14 protein-coding genes, 6 tRNA genes and 1 other annotated feature are annotated in these 19,983 nt (G+C 41.1%); of the genes, 3 read left to right on the forward strand and 17 right to left on the reverse strand.

The genetic code is table 11. From position 1 onward, the window contains the following. Complete coding sequence (locus DW019_RS04375; protein WP_118442638.1) at positions 1 to 813, reverse strand: Cof-type HAD-IIB family hydrolase; 813 nt, start codon at positions 811 to 813, stop codon at positions 1 to 3. Then, positions 813 to 2,747: an ATP-dependent zinc metalloprotease FtsH gene (gene ftsH / locus DW019_RS04380; protein WP_118442639.1), complete on the reverse strand. Its 1,935-nt coding sequence runs from the start codon at positions 2,745 to 2,747 to the stop codon at positions 813 to 815. Before ftsH ends, DW019_RS04375 begins: the two co-directional genes overlap by 1 nt. Positions 2,748 to 2,960: 213 nt before the next feature. On the opposite strand from ftsH, the gene DW019_RS04385 reads away from it, so the two are divergent. After that, positions 2,961 to 4,568, forward strand: a complete 1,608-nt coding sequence (locus tag DW019_RS04385; protein WP_117478944.1) for a CTP synthase — start codon at positions 2,961 to 2,963, stop codon at positions 4,566 to 4,568. 185 nt (positions 4,569 to 4,753) lie between these two features. Here the strand turns inward: DW019_RS04385 and DW019_RS04390 are convergent, their stop codons facing one another. The 5 genes from DW019_RS04390 to DW019_RS14960 form a co-directional block, all read right to left on the reverse strand. Next, positions 4,754 to 5,377, reverse strand: coding sequence for a phosphoribosylanthranilate isomerase (locus tag DW019_RS04390; RefSeq protein ID WP_118442640.1), 624 nt, complete (start codon positions 5,375 to 5,377; stop codon positions 4,754 to 4,756). A gap of 58 nt (positions 5,378 to 5,435) precedes the next feature. Further along, on the reverse strand, positions 5,436 to 5,570 hold the full coding sequence (locus DW019_RS04395) for a FeoB-associated Cys-rich membrane protein (RefSeq protein WP_117478902.1): 135 nt from the start codon (positions 5,568 to 5,570) through the stop codon (positions 5,436 to 5,438). Between the two features lie 111 nt (positions 5,571 to 5,681). Further along, a complete protein-coding gene (gene feoB, locus DW019_RS04400) occupies positions 5,682 to 8,210 on the reverse strand; it encodes a ferrous iron transport protein B (RefSeq protein ID WP_118442641.1) in 2,529 nt (842 codons plus the stop codon). A gap of 91 nt (positions 8,211 to 8,301) precedes the next feature. Further along, positions 8,302 to 8,520, reverse strand: a complete 219-nt coding sequence (locus DW019_RS14955) for a ferrous iron transport protein A (RefSeq protein ID WP_022376254.1) — start codon at positions 8,518 to 8,520, stop codon at positions 8,302 to 8,304. Positions 8,521 to 8,532: 12 nt separating this feature from the next. Next, a complete protein-coding gene (locus DW019_RS14960; protein WP_182431041.1) occupies positions 8,533 to 8,745 on the reverse strand; it encodes a FeoA family protein in 213 nt (70 codons plus the stop codon). Positions 8,746 to 8,973: 228 nt separating this feature from the next. Between DW019_RS14960 and DW019_RS04410 the strand changes: the two genes are divergently transcribed. Further along, positions 8,974 to 9,342: a metal-dependent transcriptional regulator gene (locus DW019_RS04410; protein WP_022376256.1), complete on the forward strand. Its 369-nt coding sequence runs from the start codon at positions 8,974 to 8,976 to the stop codon at positions 9,340 to 9,342. Between the two features lie 60 nt (positions 9,343 to 9,402). Here DW019_RS04410 and DW019_RS04415 read toward each other — a convergent pair. After that, positions 9,403 to 9,476 (reverse strand) — tRNA-Arg (locus DW019_RS04415). A gap of 210 nt (positions 9,477 to 9,686) precedes the next feature. Beyond that, positions 9,687 to 9,923, forward strand: a binding site (T-box leader). Between the two features lie 108 nt (positions 9,924 to 10,031). Between DW019_RS04415 and DW019_RS04420 the strand changes: the two genes are divergently transcribed. Beyond that, positions 10,032 to 12,023: a 2-isopropylmalate synthase gene (locus DW019_RS04420; RefSeq protein ID WP_118442642.1), complete on the forward strand. Its 1,992-nt coding sequence runs from the start codon at positions 10,032 to 10,034 to the stop codon at positions 12,021 to 12,023. 59 nt (positions 12,024 to 12,082) lie between these two features. Here DW019_RS04420 and DW019_RS04425 read toward each other — a convergent pair whose 3' ends face one another. The 9 genes from DW019_RS04425 to DW019_RS04465 form a co-directional block, all read right to left on the reverse strand. Then, on the reverse strand, positions 12,083 to 14,440 hold the full coding sequence (locus DW019_RS04425; protein ID WP_182431042.1) for a leucine-rich repeat domain-containing protein: 2,358 nt from the start codon (positions 14,438 to 14,440) through the stop codon (positions 12,083 to 12,085). A 65-nt stretch (positions 14,441 to 14,505) separates the two neighbouring features. Next, positions 14,506 to 15,642 (reverse strand): glycosyl hydrolase family 18 protein, encoded by a 1,137-nt coding sequence (locus DW019_RS04430; protein WP_118442644.1) that lies wholly within the window; start codon positions 15,640 to 15,642, stop codon positions 14,506 to 14,508. 94 nt (positions 15,643 to 15,736) lie between these two features. Continuing rightward, positions 15,737 to 15,822: transfer RNA gene (locus DW019_RS04435), tRNA-Leu, on the reverse strand. Between the two features lie 39 nt (positions 15,823 to 15,861). Next, positions 15,862 to 15,935: transfer RNA gene (locus DW019_RS04440), tRNA-Asp, on the reverse strand. A 7-nt stretch (positions 15,936 to 15,942) separates the two neighbouring features. Then, positions 15,943 to 16,016, reverse strand: a tRNA-Ile gene (locus DW019_RS04445). A 23-nt stretch (positions 16,017 to 16,039) separates the two neighbouring features. Continuing rightward, positions 16,040 to 16,111 (reverse strand) — tRNA-Glu (locus tag DW019_RS04450). A 102-nt stretch (positions 16,112 to 16,213) separates the two neighbouring features. After that, positions 16,214 to 18,169 carry a leucine-rich repeat domain-containing protein gene (locus DW019_RS04455; protein WP_118442645.1) on the reverse strand — a complete coding sequence of 652 codons (1,956 nt, stop codon included), beginning with the start codon at positions 18,167 to 18,169 and terminating at the stop codon, positions 16,214 to 16,216. Between the two features lie 77 nt (positions 18,170 to 18,246). Continuing rightward, on the reverse strand, positions 18,247 to 19,719 hold the full coding sequence (locus DW019_RS04460; protein ID WP_118442646.1) for a sodium-dependent transporter: 1,473 nt from the start codon (positions 19,717 to 19,719) through the stop codon (positions 18,247 to 18,249). A gap of 74 nt (positions 19,720 to 19,793) precedes the next feature. Further along, positions 19,794 to 19,865: transfer RNA gene (locus DW019_RS04465), tRNA-Asn, on the reverse strand. Positions 19,866 to 19,983 lie beyond the last annotated feature (118 nt).

Consider the following 19,983-nt stretch of genomic DNA (forward strand, 5'->3'; position numbering starts at 1 on the left):
TTACCAGTCCTTTATAAAACGCGTAATCACATCCACCAGTCCATCTTCGTCACAGGACGGTGCAACATAATCCGCTTTTTCTTTCAATTGTTCCGGTGCATTTGCCATAGCCACGCCAAATCCGGCATATTCAATCATCGGCAAATCATTAAATCCATCCCCACAGCACACCATCTGGCTGCGGCGGTAGCCAAGACGTTCTAACAGTTTTGCCACACCGTATGCCTTATCCACGCCAAGAGGCATCATTTCCAGATAAAATCCTTCGGAGCGGTAAACCGAAAGACGGCCCTCAAAATCTTTTGCCGCCTTCTTCTCCAGTTTTTCCAAATGCGCAGGGTCCCCGGTCAAAATGCATTTATTACCCGCAAACTTCACATCCCGGTGAAAATCTTCCGGTACCCAAATAGGAATATCACAGCCTTTTGCATCAATTGTAATATACGGATCCGTGTCACTGTGCGCCACGATTTTCCCGGCATCATACGTTAATATTCCGGTATGCTCTTTTTTTGAATAATCATACAATTCATGAATCATCCCATCCGGCAGTGTAATATCATATATCACTTCACCGGTTACAAAATTTGTAATGCGTCCACCGTTAAACGAAATAACATAGCCGCCGAACCGGTCAAGTCCAATCGCTTTTGCCTGATGGCTGATGCCCTCTGTGCACCGCCCGGAAGCAATTGCAACCTTGATACCCTGTTCCTGACATTCCCACAAAGCCTCTTTTGTACGCTCTGTAATTTCTTTTTTTGTATTGACTAATGTTCCATCAACATCCAGCACTAACAATTCGTAAGCCATTACTCTTCCTCATTCTGCGGGAGTTCTTTTACTTCTTCTTTCTGTTTTTCCTCGCCGCTTCTCTTTAACTTTTCACCGGTAATTTCTTCGTAAATAGCAACGAACTCTTTTCCGGTAATCGTTTCTTTTTCAATCAAATGCTCTGCCAGTTTATCCATAACCGTCTGGTTTGTCTCGATACATTCCACTGCCTTTTTGTAACTGTCATTCAAAATTGCCATGACTTCTTCATCAATCTGGCTCTCCGTCACCTCGCCGCAGTTAAGCACCGGTCTGCCATCCAGATAACGGCTCTGAATCGTCTCTAAGCCCATCATGCCAAACTTACTGCTCATACCGTACTGCGTTACCATCGAACGTGCAATTGACGTTGCCTTCTCAATATCATTCGACGCTCCGGTCGTAATATCATCAAACTTAACCTGCTCCGCCGCACGGCCGCCCATGAGCGTAACAATCTCTGAAATCAGTTCTTCCTTCTTCATCAGATATTTTTCTTCCTCCGGCACCTGCATCACATAGCCGAGTGCTCCCATTGTACGCGGCACAATCGTAATTTTCTGTACCGGCTCCGCATGTTTCAAATTGGTTGCCACAAGCGCATGTCCAATCTCATGGTAAGCAACAATCTTCTTTTCTTCCTCGCCAAGAATACGGTCTTTTTTCTCTTTTCCGGCAAGCACCACTTCAACTGCCTCAAACAAATCCTTCTGGCTTACAACCTGTCTGCCATCTTTTACTGCCATAATAGCAGCCTCATTAACCATATTGGCAAGGTCCGCACCAACGGCACCGGAAGTTGCCAACGCAATTTCTTCCAAATCTACCGTATCATCCATAAGCACATCATGCGAATGAACCTTTAATACATCCACACGGCCTTTCAAATCCGGTTTTTCCACAATAATCCGGCGGTCAAAACGTCCCGGACGAAGTAATGCCTTATCAAGCACTTCCGGACGGTTTGTCGCACCAAGAATGATAATTCCTTTCGAGGAATCAAAACCATCCATCTCCGACAACAGCTGATTCAGCGTCTGCTCACGCTCATCATTGCCCCCGCCATATTGGCTGTCACGGCTTTTACCAATCGCATCAATCTCATCAATAAAAATAATACAAGGTGCCATCGATGTCGCCTGCTTAAACAAATCTCTTACACGTGACGCACCGACACCAACAAACATTTCCACAAAATCGGACCCGGACAGGGAAAAGAACGGAACACCTGCTTCTCCTGCAAGTGCCTTCGCAAGCAGTGTCTTACCGGTTCCCGGAGGTCCGACAAGCAGCGCACCTTTCGGAAGTCTCGCACCAATTTTTTTGTATTTATCCGGATTTTTCAAAAAGTCAACTAACTCCGTCAGTGACTCTTTTGCCTCTTCTTCACCGGCAACATCCTTAAATGTCACACCGGTCTTTTTTTCTACATACATCTTCGCATTTGACTTGCCGACGCCGCCCATAATGCCGCCGCCCTTAGTTGCTGAGCGCATAAAGAACCAAAGGAGAATCCAAAGTCCCGCAATCGGAAGAATATAAGAAAGCAAAAAGTCCATAATTCCCGAACTGCTCTGAATCTCCGCCGTAAACTCGACTCCGTATTTATTCAGCAAATCCTGCACCAATTTCTCGTCATTGACATACCCGGTATAATAAGTGACCGTAAGCATCGCCACTTTTTCCTTCGTCTTTGGCTCAATGACAATCATATTCGACTGAAATGTAACCTTTTTCACCTGGTCCTTTTTCAGCATTTCAATAAATTTTGTATACGTGATTTCCTTTTCCGTATTTCTTTGAATCTCGGAATTCAGGAAAAAAATCAAGCCAATTGCAAACAGCGCCGCCATTAAACAAATCAAGAGATTGGTCTTGTTTTTCTTGCGCTTGTTCGGATCCTGATTATTTCTTTCATTATTATTAAAATCCATTCTATCTTGTCCTTTCGTATCCTGAATCGTTACTTTAATAAGTATAAAAGATTTTAAATGATAAATCAATGGTTAGTATGTGAAAGATTGGTGAATTTGACACTTGAAACAAACTGGTAAAAAGGGTATACTAGAAATAAGTTTGTTTATTTTCATTAAATATAAAATTTGTAAAAAGATTAAGGAGCTGTTGGCTCCGGAATGGAGATTAAAATGGCTGTAAAGTACGTTTTTGTAACTGGCGGTGTTGTTTCCGGTTTAGGAAAAGGAATTACTGCCGCTTCTTTAGGTCGATTGTTGAAAATGCGTGGCTACAAAGTAACCATGCAGAAATTTGACCCGTATATCAATATTGACCCGGGTACGATGAATCCAATTCAGCATGGTGAAGTATTCGTCACCGATGACGGTGCGGAAACCGATTTGGACTTGGGACATTATGAGCGTTTCATTGACGAAAGTCTCACCAAACAGAGTAATGTCACAACCGGTAAAGTTTACTGGTCGGTTCTTTCCAAAGAGCGCCGTGGTGATTACGGTGGTGGAACCGTACAGGTAATCCCTCATATTACAAATGAATTGAAAAGCCGTTTTTACCGCAACGATGGTGTAAAAGAAACGCAGATTGCCATCATTGAAGTCGGAGGTACGGTTGGTGATATCGAGAGCCAGCCATTTTTAGAGGCAATTCGTCAGTTCCAGTTAGATGTCGGACATGAAAATGCGATTTTGATTCACGTTACATTAGTTCCTTATTTAAAGGCATCGCAGGAATTAAAATCCAAGCCAACACAGGCAAGTGTAAAAGAACTTCAAGGTATGGGAATCCAGCCGGATATCGTTGTATGCCGTACTGAGATTCCTCTCGATAAAGCAATCCGCGACAAAATTTCTTTGTTCTGTAATGTACCAAACAGTCAGGTTATCCAGAACTTAGATGTGGAAACACTTTATGAAGTACCTCTTGCCATGGAGAAAGAAAACCTTGCACAGACTGTCTGCAAATGTCTTCACTTGGATTGTCCGGAACCGGATATCAAAGGCTGGGAAGACATGGTAAATTCCATTAAGAACTTAAACAAAGAAGTAACCGTTGCCCTCGTCGGCAAATATACTGCTTTGCATGATGCTTATATCAGTGTTGTTGAATCCTTAAAGCACGGTGGTTTCGCCCACAATGCACAGGTAAACATCAAATGGGTAAATTCAGAAGATGTAACCCCTGAAAATGTCGCTGATTTTTTAGGCGATGTAAGTGGTGTTTTAGTACCGGGTGGTTTTGGTGACCGCGGTATTGATGGTAAAATTTATGCTATCCAGTATGCACGCGAAAATAACATTCCATTCCTTGGTCTCTGCCTTGGTATGCAGTTATCCATCGTAGAATTTGCACGTAATGTTGTCGGCTGGAATGACGCTCACAGTGCAGAATTAGATCCATCTACAACGCATCCGGTAATTCACCTGATGCCAGACCAGAATGGTGTTGAGGATATCGGCGGCACCTTACGTCTTGGTTCCTACCCTTGTGTACTCGCTAAAGACAGTAAAGCGTATGCACTATACGGCGAAGAAACAATTCATGAAAGACACCGCCACCGCTATGAGGTAAATAACTACTATCGTGATGACTTAGAGAAAAACGGCATGAAACTTTCCGGACTTTCACCGGATGGACGAATTGTTGAAATGTTAGAGATTCCGGAACATCCTTGGTTCGTTGCCACACAGGCTCATCCGGAGTTTAAATCCCGTCCAAACCATCCACATCCGTTATTTAAAGGATTTGTTGGTGCAGCACTTGAGTATCAGGATAAGTAAGAATATATCAAGAGAAGAGAGGATTTGTCACACAAATCCTCTCTTTTTTTAATAATAAACAAAGAAGTCTAGAGCTGGCACTCTAGACTTCTTTCGCACATTGAAAATGCACTTACTTTTCTTAGCTAATATTATTATATACTTTTATTCTCGCAAAATCAACTACCTAACATTCTGAGTTCCTTTTATTTATTTCCCCGCACTGCTCTCACAAAAGCCTCTATTCGCTCTTTACTCTTTCCGTTACCATCTGCGCGCTCTACTCCGGAACTGGTGTCCACACCATCAATTTTCCCCGCGCAGGCAGTCAAAGCCTCTCCCACATTGTCCGGATTAAGCCCACCGGCAAGTAATACTTGTTTCTCTGTCGAAGGAAGCTTTTGCAGCAAATCCCAGTCAAATGTTTTTCCGCTTCCCGGAACTGCAGCATCCATAACAAATCCAGCCACTTCATCCATTTCTTCGTAATGTGAAAAAGCATCCATATCACTTACATTAAAAGCTTTAAAAACCGGAATCCGACAGGACGTAATAACCGAATTCTCTATCTTGCCATGAATTTGAATTGCTAAAAAGCCGGCTTCCACAACCGCTTCCACCTGCTCTTTTGTCGGGCTTACCGTAACCGCAACCGAAACAACGCCTGCCGGAAGTTTCGCAATTAATTTCTTGGCACACTCTAGGGAAAGATTCCTTTTACTTTTCGGAAAAAACAACACAAAGCCGGCATAATCAATACCGGCTTTTGCAATATATCCAATTTCTTCTTCGGAAGTAATACCACAAATTTTTATCAAAGGGTTCTTCATCCTATCCACCTCATTTCATTCAACCGTCCATGTTCTTTCATTATACATACTGAATGATTTAATGGCAACCCTTACATTTACTGCAGTCACCGCCACAGCTTCCTTTTCCATTTTTACGGTCTTTTCTCATGCAAAACAGAATAGCGGCTACAATCACCACAAGAATACCTGCTACAATAATTGTTCCCCACATATTGACACACTCCTTTCGATTCAAAAGGCTAGACCTGCATTCCAAAAAATGCAGGTCATATCCAAATGGCTTATTTATGTTCAAAATGTTTTTTACAAATTTTTGAGATGATTACTTGGAGGCAGCAACACTCGTTTTGCCAACTTTTAATGTCTGGCTTTCTTTATAAGGACGAACCAGAAGGTAAATCATTCCAATAATTACCAAAATAGCAACTACTGTCCAGATACTGAATACGCCCTGTGCAAGCAAACCAATGTTATTTACAATCAAACCAATCAAGTAAGCAAATCCACACTGATAACCAACGGCTACGAAGAACCATTTACGGTTATTCATCTCACGTTTAATCGCACCCATTGCTGCGAAACATGGAGCACACAAAAGGTTAAATGCTAAGAAAGCATAACCACTAACTGCGGTAAAGTTTGCTGCCATGTTCTGATATACAGTACCATCACCGGCAGTGTACAGAATACCAAGAGTACCAACGATATTCTCTTTTGCCACAAGCCCTGTAATTGAAGCAACAGTTGCCTGCCAGTTGCCCCATCCAAGAGGAGCGAACAACCAAGCGATTGCTTTACCAATTACTGCCAGAATACTAGCATCAATTTCATCCTCTGAAAGCATACGGAATGTTCCGTCTACTACACCGAAATAGGTTGTAAACCATACAAAAATTGTGGAAAGAAGGATGATAGTACCTGCCTTCTTAATAAAGCTCCAGCCACGCTCCCACATGCTGCGAAGTACCGTACCAACGGTTGGCATATGGTAAGCAGGAAGCTCCATAACGAACGGTGCCGGGTCACCGGCAAACAATTTCGTTTTCTTCAAAATGATACCAGATACGATAACAGCTCCGATTCCAAGGAAGTATGCGGAAGGAGCAACCCATGAAGCACCACCGAAAATAGCTCCGGCAACCATTGCGATAAATGGAAGTTTTGCTCCACAAGGGATAAATGTTGTCGTCATAATTGTCATCTTACGGTCACGGTCACTCTCGATTGTACGAGAAGCCATGATACCGGGAACACCACATCCGGAACCAATCAACATTGGGATGAAGGATTTACCGGACAAACCGAAACGACGGAAAATACGGTCCATGATAAATGCGATACGTGCCATGTAACCACATGCTTCCAAAAATGCTAAGAAGATAAACAATACAAGCATCTGAGGAACAAATCCAAGTACAGCTCCAACACCGGCTACAATACCATCCATAATCAATCCGTACAAAGGTTCTGCGCAAACCGGATTTCCTTCGTCGTCCAAAAGTGCCTTATTAAGCAATGCCGGGATACCGGGAACCCAAACACCATAATCTGCAGAATCCGGCTCTTCCAAGCCTTTTTCATTGACATATTTTTCTGCATCTTTGAATGACATACCATTTACAGTTTCCTCATCTGCATCATCCGGTACCGCATCATAATATACATCAATTTCATTTGTTGCCAAAGTCTCTTCATCTTCTACTTCATATTTTACAGAAGCTTCAGAAGAACCCTTTGCATCTAACTCTGCCATCTTTTTCTTTGTTGCATCAACATCAATGGCATCTTCATCGTCTGTTACCAAAACGCCATAAGCATCCAATGCGTTGGTTGCCTGTGTATAGCTGTCAGCATCTTCTTCGTAAGCGGAAGTTCCGATACCGAACAAGTGCCAGCCATCACCGAACACACCATCATTTGCCCAGTCAGTAGCAATTGTACCAACTGTTGTAACAGAAACATAATATACGATAAACATAACAACCGCAAAGATTGGCAGCGCCAAAATTCGGTTTGTCACAATCTTATCAATCTTATCGGAAATCGTAAGTTTTCCGGATTTTGCTTTTTTCAGGCAGTCATCAATGACAGATGTTATATAGCTGTATCTCTCATTTGTAATAATACTTTCTACATCGTCATCAAATGCCTCTTCCAGAGAAGAAATCTCACTGCTGACATCCGGCACGGAAGCCATCAGCTCAACAATCTTATCGTCACTCTCCAAAAGTTTGATTGCATAGAAACGTTTCAACTCATCTTTAATCTGTCCGTCTAACATTGACTCGACAGAATGAATTGCCATCTCTACTCCTTCAGCAAATTCATGAACCGGTGCTTCATAACCTTTCTTTGCTGCAGCCAAAGCCTTTTTCGCAGCATCCTCAATACCGGTTCCTTTCAAGGCAGAAATCTCAACCACGTCGCATCCAAGAACTTTGCTCAGCTCTTTTATGTTGATGACATCGCCATTTTTCTTTACAATATCCATCATATTGACAGCCATAACAACCGGAATACCAAGTTCCAGAAGCTGTGTTGTCAAGTACAGGTTACGCTCAATGTTCGAACCATCTACAATATTTAAAATCGCATCCGGTCTCTCATTGATTAAGTAATTTCTAGCAACTACCTCTTCCAATGTATATGGGGAAAGAGAATAAATACCGGGCAAGTCGGTGATAACAACGTCTGAGCTGCCACCTGCCAAACTCTTCTTCAGCTTTCCTTCTTTTTTCTCTACTGTTACACCAGGCCAGTTACCAACAAACTGATTGGCACCGGTCAAAGCGTTAAACAATGTTGTCTTACCGCTATTCGGGTTACCCGCAAGCGCAATCGTAATAGCCATTTCTTTTTCTCCTTTTCTAAGTTTGATATTTCTATCTTATATTTGTTTTGACTTTCCCTTGTTAGTTTTTACTAACTATGACACAAAAAAATTACTGAACTTCAATCATTTCTGCATCCGCTTTACGCAAGGATAATTCATAACCACGTACGGTAACCTCAACTGGGTCTCCAAGCGGTGCTACTTTCCTTACAAAAATATCAACTCCTTTGGTAATACCCATGTCCATAATACGCCTTTTTACCGGACCTTCGCCTGTCAACTTTGTAACTTTTACTGTGCTGCCAGGTGTCACCTCTCTCAATGTCATTGTCTTTCCTCCTTAAATCATTATCTTATTTGCCATATCTTTTCCAAGTGCAACGCGGGAATCTTTGACATTCAAAATCATATTGCCACTGATTTCCGATACCACTGTCACAACCGAGCCGGTCACAAAGCCTAAGTTCTCCAGAAATTTCTTTGTTTCTTCACGACCGCCAATTCTTTTAATCGTGTTTTTCTCGCCCACTTTCGCCATCGTTAAAGGCATCATTCCATCATCCTTTCTGTATCGCGTCATAAATGACATGACGGTTGATAATGAATTCTATCACTTACGCAAGTTAGTATACACTAACGAACATTAGCTGTCAAGAACTTTATGAGTTTTTTTCGCGATAAAACAAATTGATTCATCTGCAAAAGAATGTTATACTATACAGTACAATGTAAATGGGAATACCCCCAGTATATATTTTTTGGAGAGGAGTTACTTATATATATGAAGAAAAAGTATAACGAATCCGCTGAGGATTATTTGGAAACTATCCTTATGTTAAGTAAAACACTGCCGGTCGTCCGTGCCGTAGACATTGCTACCGAATTGGATTTTAAAAAATCCAGCGTCAGTGTCGCCATGAAAAACCTGCGTGAAAAGGGACATATTACCGTAACCGATGCCGGTTACATCTATTTGACGGATTCTGGGAAAAAAATTGCAGAAATGGTCTATGAACGTCATGATGTTTTGACGCACTACTTAATTTCTCTTGGTGTTGCCGAAAAAACAGCAGAAGAAGACGCCTGCAAAATCGAGCATATTATCAGTGAAGAGAGTTTTCAGGCGATTAAAAAGTCTTTTTCAAAATAAAATTGATTTAGAATTGTAAAAAATAAAACCGCTTATAACAACTGTTATAAGCGGTTTTCACGTACGTGAGAGGATTCGAACCCCCGACACCTTGGTCCGTAGCCAAGTGCTCTATCCAGCTGAGCTACACGTACAACGCAAGTATTATAATAGCGCAGTCGTCATAAAAAGTCAAGCACTTTTTTTATTTTTTTTATCTTTATGATTGAAGCTCCAATCCCGGTTTTAGGAAGGAATAAAAACTAGCTTTCGGCACGCTATCACCGTAGATTAAAAATAATCAATATAAATGATTAAATTTAATCATTTCCTTTTTACTAAAAGTATGATAACATATCATATAGCAAAAGGCAATGACGAGGAATAGTAACTTCCTTTTATTCTTTCAGAGAGCTGTCGGCTGGTGAAAGGCAGTAGAAGAATGGTTGTGAACTCGCCTCCGAGCTGTACATTTGAACCTTTAGTAGAATGTACCGGTCACCCACCGTTATGAGGGAAAGGCATGTTAGTGCTGATGAGGGCATGTCCATCGGACATGAAGTAGAGTGGTACCGCGAAGGATTATCTCTTTCGTCTCTACAACCACATTGGTTGTGGGGCACGGAAGTTTTTTTATTTATACCACAAATCATCCAATCCCCTGCAGCAAAACAGTATTTTAATTAGGAAAAGAAATGGAGGATTTGAACATGAAAAATTTTGACAAATATGAAAAAGCCTATTTTATGCCACCGGAATGTACCTATGACTGGGTAAAAAAAGATTCCATCACAAAGCCGCCGATTTGGTGTTCCGTCGATTTGCGTGATGGTAACCAGGCGTTGATTGAACCAATGAGTTTAGACGAAAAATTACAGTTTTTCCAGATGTTAGTAGATATTGGATTCAAGGAAATCGAAGTTGGTTTCCCGGCTGCATCGGAAACTGAATACGAATTTATGCGTGCTTTGATTGAGAAAAATATGATTCCTGATGATGTTACCGTTCAGGTTCTGACTCAGGCAAGAGAGCACATTATCAAAAAAACATTTGAGGCTGTAAAAGGTGCTCCTCACGCAGTTATTCATCTGTACAACTCAACATCGGTTGCACAACGTGAACAGGTATTTAAAAAATCCAAGGAGCAGATTAAACAGATTGCCGTTGACGGTGCGGTGCTTTTGAAAAAATTGGCAGACGAAACCGAAGGAAACTTCTCTTTCCAGTACAGTCCGGAAAGTTTTCCGGGAACGGAAGTGGATTATGCCGTTGATGTGTGCAATGCTGTTTTGGATGTATGGCAGCCAAAGAAAGAAAACAAAGCAATCATTAACATCCCTGCTACCGTTGAGAATGCAATGCCTCATGTATTTGCCACTCAGGTAGAATACATCAACAAACATTTGAAATACCGTGATGCAGTTACCCTGTGTCTGCATCCGCACAACGACCGTGGCTGTGGCGTAGCAACCGCAGAACTTGGTATTTTAGCAGGAGCCGAGCGTATCGAAGGTACTCTGTTTGGAAACGGTGAGCGTACCGGTAACGTTGACATTGTTACTTTGGCAATGAATATGTTTACACACGGTGTTGACCCGAAACTGGATTTTTCCAACATGCCAAAAATCCGTGCAAATTATGAGAAATTTACAAGAATGCATGTTTGTGAGCGTCAGCCATATGCCGGTGATTTGGTATTTACCGCATTCTCCGGTTCCCATCAGGACGCAATTGCCAAAGGTATGCAGTGGCGTGAAGATAAGAAATTAAAAACATGGAGTGTTCCTTATCTGCCGGTTGACCCTAAAGATGTCGGACGTACCTATGACGGCGACGTAATCCGAATCAACAGCCAGTCAGGCAAGGGCGGTGTCAACTATATTCTGAAACAGAACTTCGGTATTTCTATGCCGGATGCGATGCGGGAAGAAGTTGGCTATCTGATGAAACACGTTTCCGACGAAGAGCATAAAGAACTGTCTCCACAGTGGGTTTATGAAATTTTCGAAGACAATTACATTAACCCGACACCTTACTTCCAGATTTCCGAATGCCACTTCAAACAGGTGGATGGCATCATGGCAGAAGCAACGATTACCTGCGGTGACAAATCTACTATTGTGGATGCAAACGGAAACGGACGTTTAGATGCCGTAAGTAACACCATCAAGCAGTTCTTTGGCATCAGTTACCAGTTGTCCACCTACGAAGAACATGCTTTGACTCAGGGCTCCTCTTCTAAGGCAATTGCCTATGTAAGCATCACCTGCCAGGGCAATGTATTCTGGGGCGTCGGCATTGACGAAGATATTATTTCGGCTTCCATTCACGCATTGTGTGTCTGCGTAAACAAACTGCCGGACATAAAAAAAAACGATAATTTGAGAGATGAGCGGCTGGTTGGCATGATTAATTTCATGCAGGCAAATTACCAGACCGTAACACTTGAAGACATGGCAGAACAGTTCCACTTGAGCGTGCCGTATTTAAGTAAATTCATCCATGAAAAATCCGGCAAGACATTTGGCGAGCAGGTCACAAATATCCGGATGAAGAAAGCAAGAACGCTTTTGAAAAACGGAAATATGACTGTAGAAAATATTGCCGCGGCAGTCGGCTACCCAAGTGTAGAACATTTTAGCCGGACATTTAAAAAACTTTATGATATGACACCGGTTGAATATCGAAATAGCGAAAAATAAAACATAACAAAAAGAACCACCCTGTAATTTGCAGAGTGGTTCTTTTTTGTTAAATCCAACTATTTTGCATAATTAAAGCAAACACCGTACTGGCCGGTCACTTTCTTACTATTACGTGAAATCTTAATATAATACGTTCCTTTTGTTTTCAACTTATATTTCACAATCTTCGTATCTGAGCTGGTATCTTTCATATGCTTACTATCAAAGCGGTATGTTTTCACTGCCTTTTTCGTTCCTTTCTTGTAAATCGATGCCGTGAAACCACCGGACGAAAGCATATTATTATAAATCGTAAGTGCACCCTGCTTTTTATTCGTCTTCACAAAACGATACCATCTTGTATTTGCTTTGTCCTCATTGAAATAATATCCAAAACGGTAATACATATCATTTGACTCAAGATCAAAATCGGTCTTATAAAGATTTACCGCTTTCTTTTTCGTCTTTCCATATGAATCCTTTGCCAAATGCTGATAATCCGATTCATATGCCGCAATCTGGCTCACACATCCGGCTTTTGCCATAATCTTTAACCGGTACTCACCTTTCTTTAGAGCAAACCGGATATCCTTTGCCGTCGTACCATTCATATGCGTGTACAAATCAAACTTCTTACCCTTCTTCACCGAAATCTGTTTGGAAACCGAAGTCCACTTAGAACCATTTTTCTTTTGAACTTCAATTTTCATGTTTGGCGCGGTAACAAGATTCAAATCAACAATTCGAACAATCACACCGCCATTTGTTTTCTTTGTAAATGGCAGATACTGTACTGTTCCATTTGCCATGAAATAATTTTCGTTGATATCCTCACCAAGTTTTAACGCCGTCAGTTCCGGACAGACAAATGCATTATGAATCTTAAACGTACCGGTTATTTTTTCCGGTGTTTTCAAATAAAGAACATCTCCCTTTTTCACCTGTTTACAGTTGTTTACTTCTTTTTTGTCTGCATCATAAAGTTTTGCTTCTTCACTGGCATAGTAGTAAAAGATGCCGGACTCTTTCATTGTTAAGGTAATAAACTGATTCTGCATCGATGAGTCATATGAATAAGCGCCACTCACTGCATCAAATGCCTCGCCGGTACAATCAATGGCTTTCGCATTCCTGTGCTTTGCCTGCTCTTCTTTCTGCTTTTTCTCATATTCCGTGAAAGAAGTATAAAATGTATCTTTTTTTGCCTGCCACTCTTTTGAAATGCAGTCACCAATTTCTGTCCAGTAAAATGCATCTTTACCAATTTCCTTTAACGAAGCCGGGAAATTTATTTTTACAAGTTTTTTGCAGTTAAAAAATGCACTTGCACCTATTGTCTTTATGGTCGAAGGCAGCTTAACTTCCTTCATATTAAAATTACGGAACATTTCATCCGGAATTGTCTCAACGCCTTCCGGAATTTCAAGCGTCTCCTCTTCTGCCTTTTTCTTAGCATCTGCTTTGTCGGCAAATTTGGCAAGATATGTTTTATCAATAACCACATAGTCACCGGCAAAGGAAATCCGCTCAGGCATCTGACGCATTGCCTCTTTTTCTCCTATCGTGCCAAATAAGACGGCAACGCTCTCCTTCGTCAAATCCTTTGACAAAACACTATATTGAATACCCGCCGGTAAAGGCACGCCATCTTTCACAATATTTTTTACACCGGCAGGAATTGTAAATTCTTTCAATTCTTTTACCGGTACATAGTTGTCATCCCCTAAATCATTCGTAAATGCACTCGTCAAAATACTCTCGCAGGAAGGCTTTACCTCCGCCTGCTTCGCATAAAGAGCAAGGTACATCAAAGTGTCACCTTTTTTGTTATAAATAGCACCTTTATATGAGCTAAAATTCTTATCGTTCTTATTTACCACATAAGCCCTCGTATCAAACTGATTCAAACTGATATCATTCAGTGATTTAATGGCAGATGTAAACGTCAGCTGCTCTAATGGCGTATCATTGATCACACCTTTCTCATCCACCCGGTTATAAGCATATAAATCAGCCGGTGTTGATACCTTCTTCAATTTTTTACATTTATAAAAAGAATAATTTCCAATATACTTAACGCTGTTTGGAATTGTGACATTTGCAAGCGCTGTATTGTAAAAGGCATACCCGGAAATCTTTTTCAGTGTCGATGGAAGTTGTACCCTTTTTAACTTTTTACAATTTTTAAAGGCATTCTTAGAAATGGTAGTGACACCTTTTTTTATCACAACCTTCTTAATATTTTTCGTTTTTGACTTCTTGCCAAACACCATGCTCTTTGGCATCTCACCTTTTCCGCTTATTGTAAGCGTTGTTCCCTTTACTTTGTAAGTCACCTTACCGGCTGCATCCACAGGGGCTGCCGGTACTGCCGGAGCAATCAGTGATAACACCAAAGCACCTGTCATCACTGAACCAATTATTTTTTTACTCATAGCCATTCCTCCTTTGTTTTTCATTCTAATAATAAAACGATTTCCATGACAGAAAAGTTGCATTTTTATTCTCTTTTTTCAAAAAAATCATCAAACAATATCCACATTGCCCGGAACAAACGCATAATCTGCCATACCGCCATGCCACGCAGGTTATATTCCTTAATCAAACTATATTTTGCAGATAAACTTCTCACATCCTCAAACCATACCTCATGCCGTACATTGTCTCTTTCATAGGTAAAATACGGAGACTGCGCCGTCCCATCAAATTCGATTACAGCACTGTTATTAATTGCAATCTGCACCGCTTCCACATGTCCAATCGTGACTGCCTGACTCTCACCTCTCATAAAAGGAAGAATCCAGTCATATCCGTAATTTGGCACCCCCAATAATATTTTTTCCGATGGAATTTCTGTCAGTGCATACTCCACAACCTGCCTTACCTTATTAAGCGGTGCAACAGCCATTGGCGGACCATAACGATACCCCCACTCATATGTCATAAGAAGCACCTGATTTGCCGCCTCACCAAGTCCTCCATAATCTTTTCCCTCATATAAAAGTCCCGGCTGCTCTGCCGATGTTTTTGGTGCTAACGCCACACTCACGAGATACCCTTCTTCATTCATACGAACCCGCAGTTCTCTTACAAACGCCGTGAATAAATCCCTATCTTCTTTCAAAATATACTCAAAATCAACATCGACACCACGGAAATTCTTCTCCCTGACTTCTCTTTGCAGTTCGCTTAGCAGCCGCTCCGTGCTCTCTTCGCTCGTAAGTACCGCATGAATTCGGCTGTTACTGAATTTTCCATCCGGACCAAGCGGCGTCAAAGTCAAATATGCATTTCTCCCGTATTCCTCCGCCATCCGGCGCATCGTATCATCGGATGGCACCGGTTGAATCAATTCTCCCTCCTCCGTAAAACCATAAGAAAATACGAGCAGTCCGCTCATATAGGGAAGTGTCTGGCGCAATACCCATGGACTGATATACGGATAGGCATAGCCATTTGCCGACGCCGTCATTTTTACTCCAGAAGACACACCATCCGGAATCAGAAGTGCTTCTCCAACCGCCAAACGATACGGATACGGAATCTGATTGATGTAGGCTATTTCTTCTACTGAAACATCATACAAACCTGCTATTTTATCAATCGTATCTTCTTCTTTGACAAGGTAAATTGACATATCCGTCCTCTCTCCAATATTCCTCATTCTCATCTATTGTATGCTTTTCCGAAAAAAAAGAGAACTACCATAATTGGTAATTCTCTTTTTTGAATGCTGGTAACCGGAATCGAACCGGTACGGGTGTCACCACCCACAGGATTTTAAGTCCTGGGCGTCTGCCAGTTCCGCCACACCAGCATAATAAGTATTTCATCCAGCAGACATGGTCTGCCGAAACGACCCAGATGGGACTCGAACCCACGACCTCCGCCGTGACAGGGCGGCGCTCTAACCAACTGAGCCACTAGGCCATATCAATGGACCCTCGGGGACTCGAACCCCGGACCGTCCGGTTATGAGCCGGATGCTCTAACCAACTGAGCTAAAGGTCCGCATATCCTCAAGGAATACAAAGTGACCCCTACGGGAATCGAACCCGTGTTACCGCCGTGAAAGGGCGATGTCTTAACCGCTTGACCAAGGGGCCGTATATATTAGATGTCAAACACGACTTAACGCGTCAACATCTAATATAATAGCACAATGGTATTCAGATTGCAAGCGTTTTCGTTATTTCAAATAATTTTTTTTATAAAGTAATCAAAGTTGCCGATGCATAGTATGCCATCCGACGAATCGGATAACTGCTTGGTCCTACAATCACTGCTAATTTCGGGCAGTCACCAACGGCATATTCCCCATTTTTCAATTTGGTTCCGCTCGCAAATACAATCGATTTTAAGTTCTTTACCTTGTATATGCAATTGTAAGGAAGAGATTTAATTCCTTTTTCAAAATACAGTTTTGTCAAATGACTTACACGGTCAAAGGCTTCCGAAGAAACATATTTTACACTGTGAGGCACCGTAAATGATTTTGTAGTCTTCTTCGGTGGATACTTCATTAATCTCGTCATCGGACCATTATAAAGCACACCATCTTTTACCGTAAATCTACCTCCGCCTCCGGTAAACGCTGATAGTTTATCGCATCGGCTAAATGCATTTGCGTTCATTTTTACCAGTCCGGAAGGAATGTGTGCCACCCTGATATTTGTCTCAGAAAATGCATAGTCACCAATTGTTTTCACGGAATCCGCAATATCAATCCGGGACAGTCTCCTACATCCCAAAAAAGCCTCTTTTCCAATTTTTTTGGTTCCCTGCGTAATCCGCACTGTACGTAGTTTTGTCATTCCCTGAAATGCATAATTGCCAATCGCACCAGCCGAAATCGTAAGATTTCTAAGGTAATTATTATCATTGAAGGAATTCGATCGAATCGTTCTTACGCTTGATGGTACATGGAATGAACGATTGGTCTTATGTAACGGATACTGGATTAGTTTCGTCATGCTCTTATTATACAAAACACCATCTTTTGCACAATAATTTTTGTTGCCTGCCGCCACACGGATTTCCCGCAGACTGGAGCAGTCATTAAACGCATTCGCATTGATTCCCTTTACATTTGCCGGAATATAAATCGTTTTTAAGGAAGTACAGCTTGCAAATACTTTATTTCCAATATAAAGGACATTCTCACCCATCTGAAGATTTTTAATATTAGTACCTGCAAAAGCACTGTTTCCAATAAACTGTACTTTCTTATTCAAATGAATACTTTTCAGACCACTATATTTAAAAGCCCCATCTCCAATCGCATAGACCTTATTGGTAAGATGAATTTTTTCCAGACTCTCACATCCTGCAAAAGATTTTGCTTTAATAAAAGATACCGGTTTTGGAAGTGTCACACTTTTAAGATTTGTGCATCCATAAAATGTTTTTTCCGGAATATACTTCATTTTTGCCGGCAGTTTTACCTTTTTTAAACCGGTACAATCCACAAAAACACCTTTTCCAAGCTTTGTCTTTTTCCCCTTAAAGATTACGCTTGCCAGCGAATCACATTTTTCAAATGCATTTTCGTGAACTTTTGTTACGCTTGAAGGAATCGTAATCTTTTTCAGCTCATAATTTTTATAAAAGGCTCTGCTTCCAATTGAAGTAAGCTTGTTTCCAAATTTTACATTTGTAAGTTTAAAACATTTGTAAAAGGCATTACTTTGAATCTTCTTAAGAGAAACCGGCAAATTTATCTTTTGCAATTTTACACAATTATAAAATGCACCTGTCTGTATCTTTTTTACGGATTTACCAAGCGTAACTTCCTGTAGTGACACACAATCCTGGAACATATAATAACTTATCTTGCTAAGTTTTGCCGGGAGTTTAATCTTTTTCAAATTACGGCACTTATGAAATGCCTGTCCCTCAATAACAGTCACTGAATCCGGTATCGAAATGGACTCACAAATATTTTTGCTAAATGCAAATCCCGCAATCTCTGTGACTTTAAAACCACCAAGTTTTTCCGGCACCTGAATATGCCCTTTAACATTCGGCACCTTTTCAATCACGGCTTCCTTTCCATATAAACTGTACTCATACCCATTTTCCTGATACTCTTTTGCACTTGCCGGAAAAACCGAAAAGCAAAACATCAGAAGCAGCAGGGCTGCTGCAAAACAAATTTTTTTCATAACATTTTCTCCTATCCTTTTTTATTCTACTCATATAACGATATTATAGCAGAAAATGTTGCAATTTTCCATTTTTTTTATTTTTTTTGCACTTTTGGTTTATGAAATGCCACCGAAAAAATACCAGCCAGCAAAAGTAAAGCAAATGCCATCCATAACACAAGTGTTTTTATTCCCATCCCCACAAATGTATCATAATATCCCTTCAAATAAATAACAACGATAATCAATGGCAGTACATATGTCATATACCCACGCAGCCAGAGCGGAAATTTCTTTCCTTCTCCCTGATTCACTTCATCGCAGAATGCATGCCATCCCCATCCATTTTTTCTTGTACAAAACAGCACAAATACCAAACCACCCAATGGCAGAATGTTATAAGATACAAGGAAATCCTCTAAGTCCATAATACTTGAGCCAGCCCCCATCGGCTGAAACCATTTCCATATATTATAGCCAAGAACTGCCGGCGTACTAAGTACTGTCATAAGCGGTATATTTACTAAAACAGTCTTTTTCCGGCTCCATCCCAACGTATCCATATAATAGGAAATAATACTTTCAAATACAGCAATTACCGTTGACAACGCCGCAAATGCCATAAATACAAAAAACATTCCTGCCCATATACTGCCTCCCGGCATATTACTAAATACATTCGGCAGCGTCAAAAACAGAAGCGACGGACCGGCCCCCGGTTCTACACCAAACGAAAAACATGCCGGGATAATAATGAATCCTGCCATCAAAGCAACAAAGGTATCGACACACATAATCCGAGTTCCCTCGCCCAATAAGCCACGCTCTTTTCCCAGATAACTACCGAAAATTTCCATATTACCCATACCGACACTAAGGGTAAAAAATGCGTGCGACATCGCAGCAAAAATCGTATTTCCAATGCCATTTTCCGCTACGGACGAAAAATCAGGTATCAAATAAAAGGCAACACCTTTCATCGCTCCCGGAGACAGCAGCGAATGAATGGCAAGGATTATCATAATGATAATCAACACACTCATCATCACTTTTGTTATTTTTTCAATACCATTCTGCAAACCAAGCGCACAGACAAAAAAGGATACAAGAATAGCAAGAACATTCCAAAACATCATCGTCTGTGGCGAAGACTGCATGGTATCAAATGCATTTTGAATAGCACTGCTATCCAGACCATGAAGCTGTCCGGTCAGAGAACGGTAGGCATAATACAAAATCCATCCTGCCACCATCGTATAGAACATCATCAGCATATAAAATCCAACAATACTCAGCCATTTCATATGATGAAAGCGACTCCCCTTCTGCTCCAGTTTCTCATAAGCCTGCGCCATACTTTTCTGGCTGGCACGTCCAACCGCAAATTCGCAAAGCAGAATCGGCAATCCCAAAATCACCAAAAACATTAAATATATTAAAATGAAAGCAGCCCCTCCATATTCTCCACAAATATAAGGGAACTTCCATACATTGCCAAGTCCTACCGCACACCCTGCCGATACCAGGATAAATCCTAAGCGACTTCCAAATTTTTCGCGTTCTTTCATCTTTTTTCCTTTCTAAGGTACGTTCGTTTTATTAAAAAAAGTCCTCAGACCTTCATCTGAGAACTTTTCATCAGCTCCCCGAGTAGGGCTCGAACCTACAACAACTCGGTTAACAGCCGAGTGCTCTACCATTGAGCTATCGAGGAATATATATTATTATACAGCAAAAGTCTCCAAAGAATTCCTCTTTGAAAACTTTTCCTAACATAATAGTTAGTACCTTCAAAACTACACATTGATGTTTCTCTCTTTGAACCAACAAGG

Source organism: Clostridium sp. AF37-5, assembly GCF_003477605.1.
In the GTDB taxonomy this organism is placed as follows: Bacteria; Bacillota; Clostridia; order Lachnospirales; family Lachnospiraceae; genus Eubacterium_F.

Bases quoted from the DNA above. Each gene is read 5' to 3' on its own strand.
- DW019_RS04375 (WP_118442638.1), bottom strand. From the start codon at position 813: ATGGCTTACGAATTGTTAGTGCTGGATGTTGATGGAACATTAGTCAAT.
- ftsH (WP_118442639.1), bottom strand. From the start codon at position 2,747: ATGGATTTTAATAATAATGAAAGAAATAATCAGGATCCGAACAAGCGC.
- DW019_RS04385 (WP_117478944.1), top strand. From the start codon at position 2,961: ATGGCTGTAAAGTACGTTTTTGTAACTGGCGGTGTTGTTTCCGGTTTA.
- DW019_RS04390 (WP_118442640.1), bottom strand. From the start codon at position 5,377: ATGAAGAACCCTTTGATAAAAATTTGTGGTATTACTTCCGAAGAAGAA.
- DW019_RS04395 (WP_117478902.1), bottom strand. From the start codon at position 5,570: ATGTGGGGAACAATTATTGTAGCAGGTATTCTTGTGGTGATTGTAGCC.
- feoB (WP_118442641.1), bottom strand. From the start codon at position 8,210: ATGGCTATTACGATTGCGCTTGCGGGTAACCCGAATAGCGGTAAGACA.
- DW019_RS14955 (WP_022376254.1), bottom strand. From the start codon at position 8,520: ATGACATTGAGAGAGGTGACACCTGGCAGCACAGTAAAAGTTACAAAG.
- DW019_RS14960 (WP_182431041.1), bottom strand. From the start codon at position 8,745: ATGATGCCTTTAACGATGGCGAAAGTGGGCGAGAAAAACACGATTAAA.
- DW019_RS04410 (WP_022376256.1), top strand. From the start codon at position 8,974: ATGAAGAAAAAGTATAACGAATCCGCTGAGGATTATTTGGAAACTATC.
- DW019_RS04420 (WP_118442642.1), top strand. From the start codon at position 10,032: ATGAAAAATTTTGACAAATATGAAAAAGCCTATTTTATGCCACCGGAA.
- DW019_RS04425 (WP_182431042.1), bottom strand. From the start codon at position 14,440: ATGAGTAAAAAAATAATTGGTTCAGTGATGACAGGTGCTTTGGTGTTA.
- DW019_RS04430 (WP_118442644.1), bottom strand. From the start codon at position 15,642: ATGTCAATTTACCTTGTCAAAGAAGAAGATACGATTGATAAAATAGCA.
- DW019_RS04455 (WP_118442645.1), bottom strand. From the start codon at position 18,169: ATGAAAAAAATTTGTTTTGCAGCAGCCCTGCTGCTTCTGATGTTTTGC.
- DW019_RS04460 (WP_118442646.1), bottom strand. From the start codon at position 19,719: ATGAAAGAACGCGAAAAATTTGGAAGTCGCTTAGGATTTATCCTGGTA.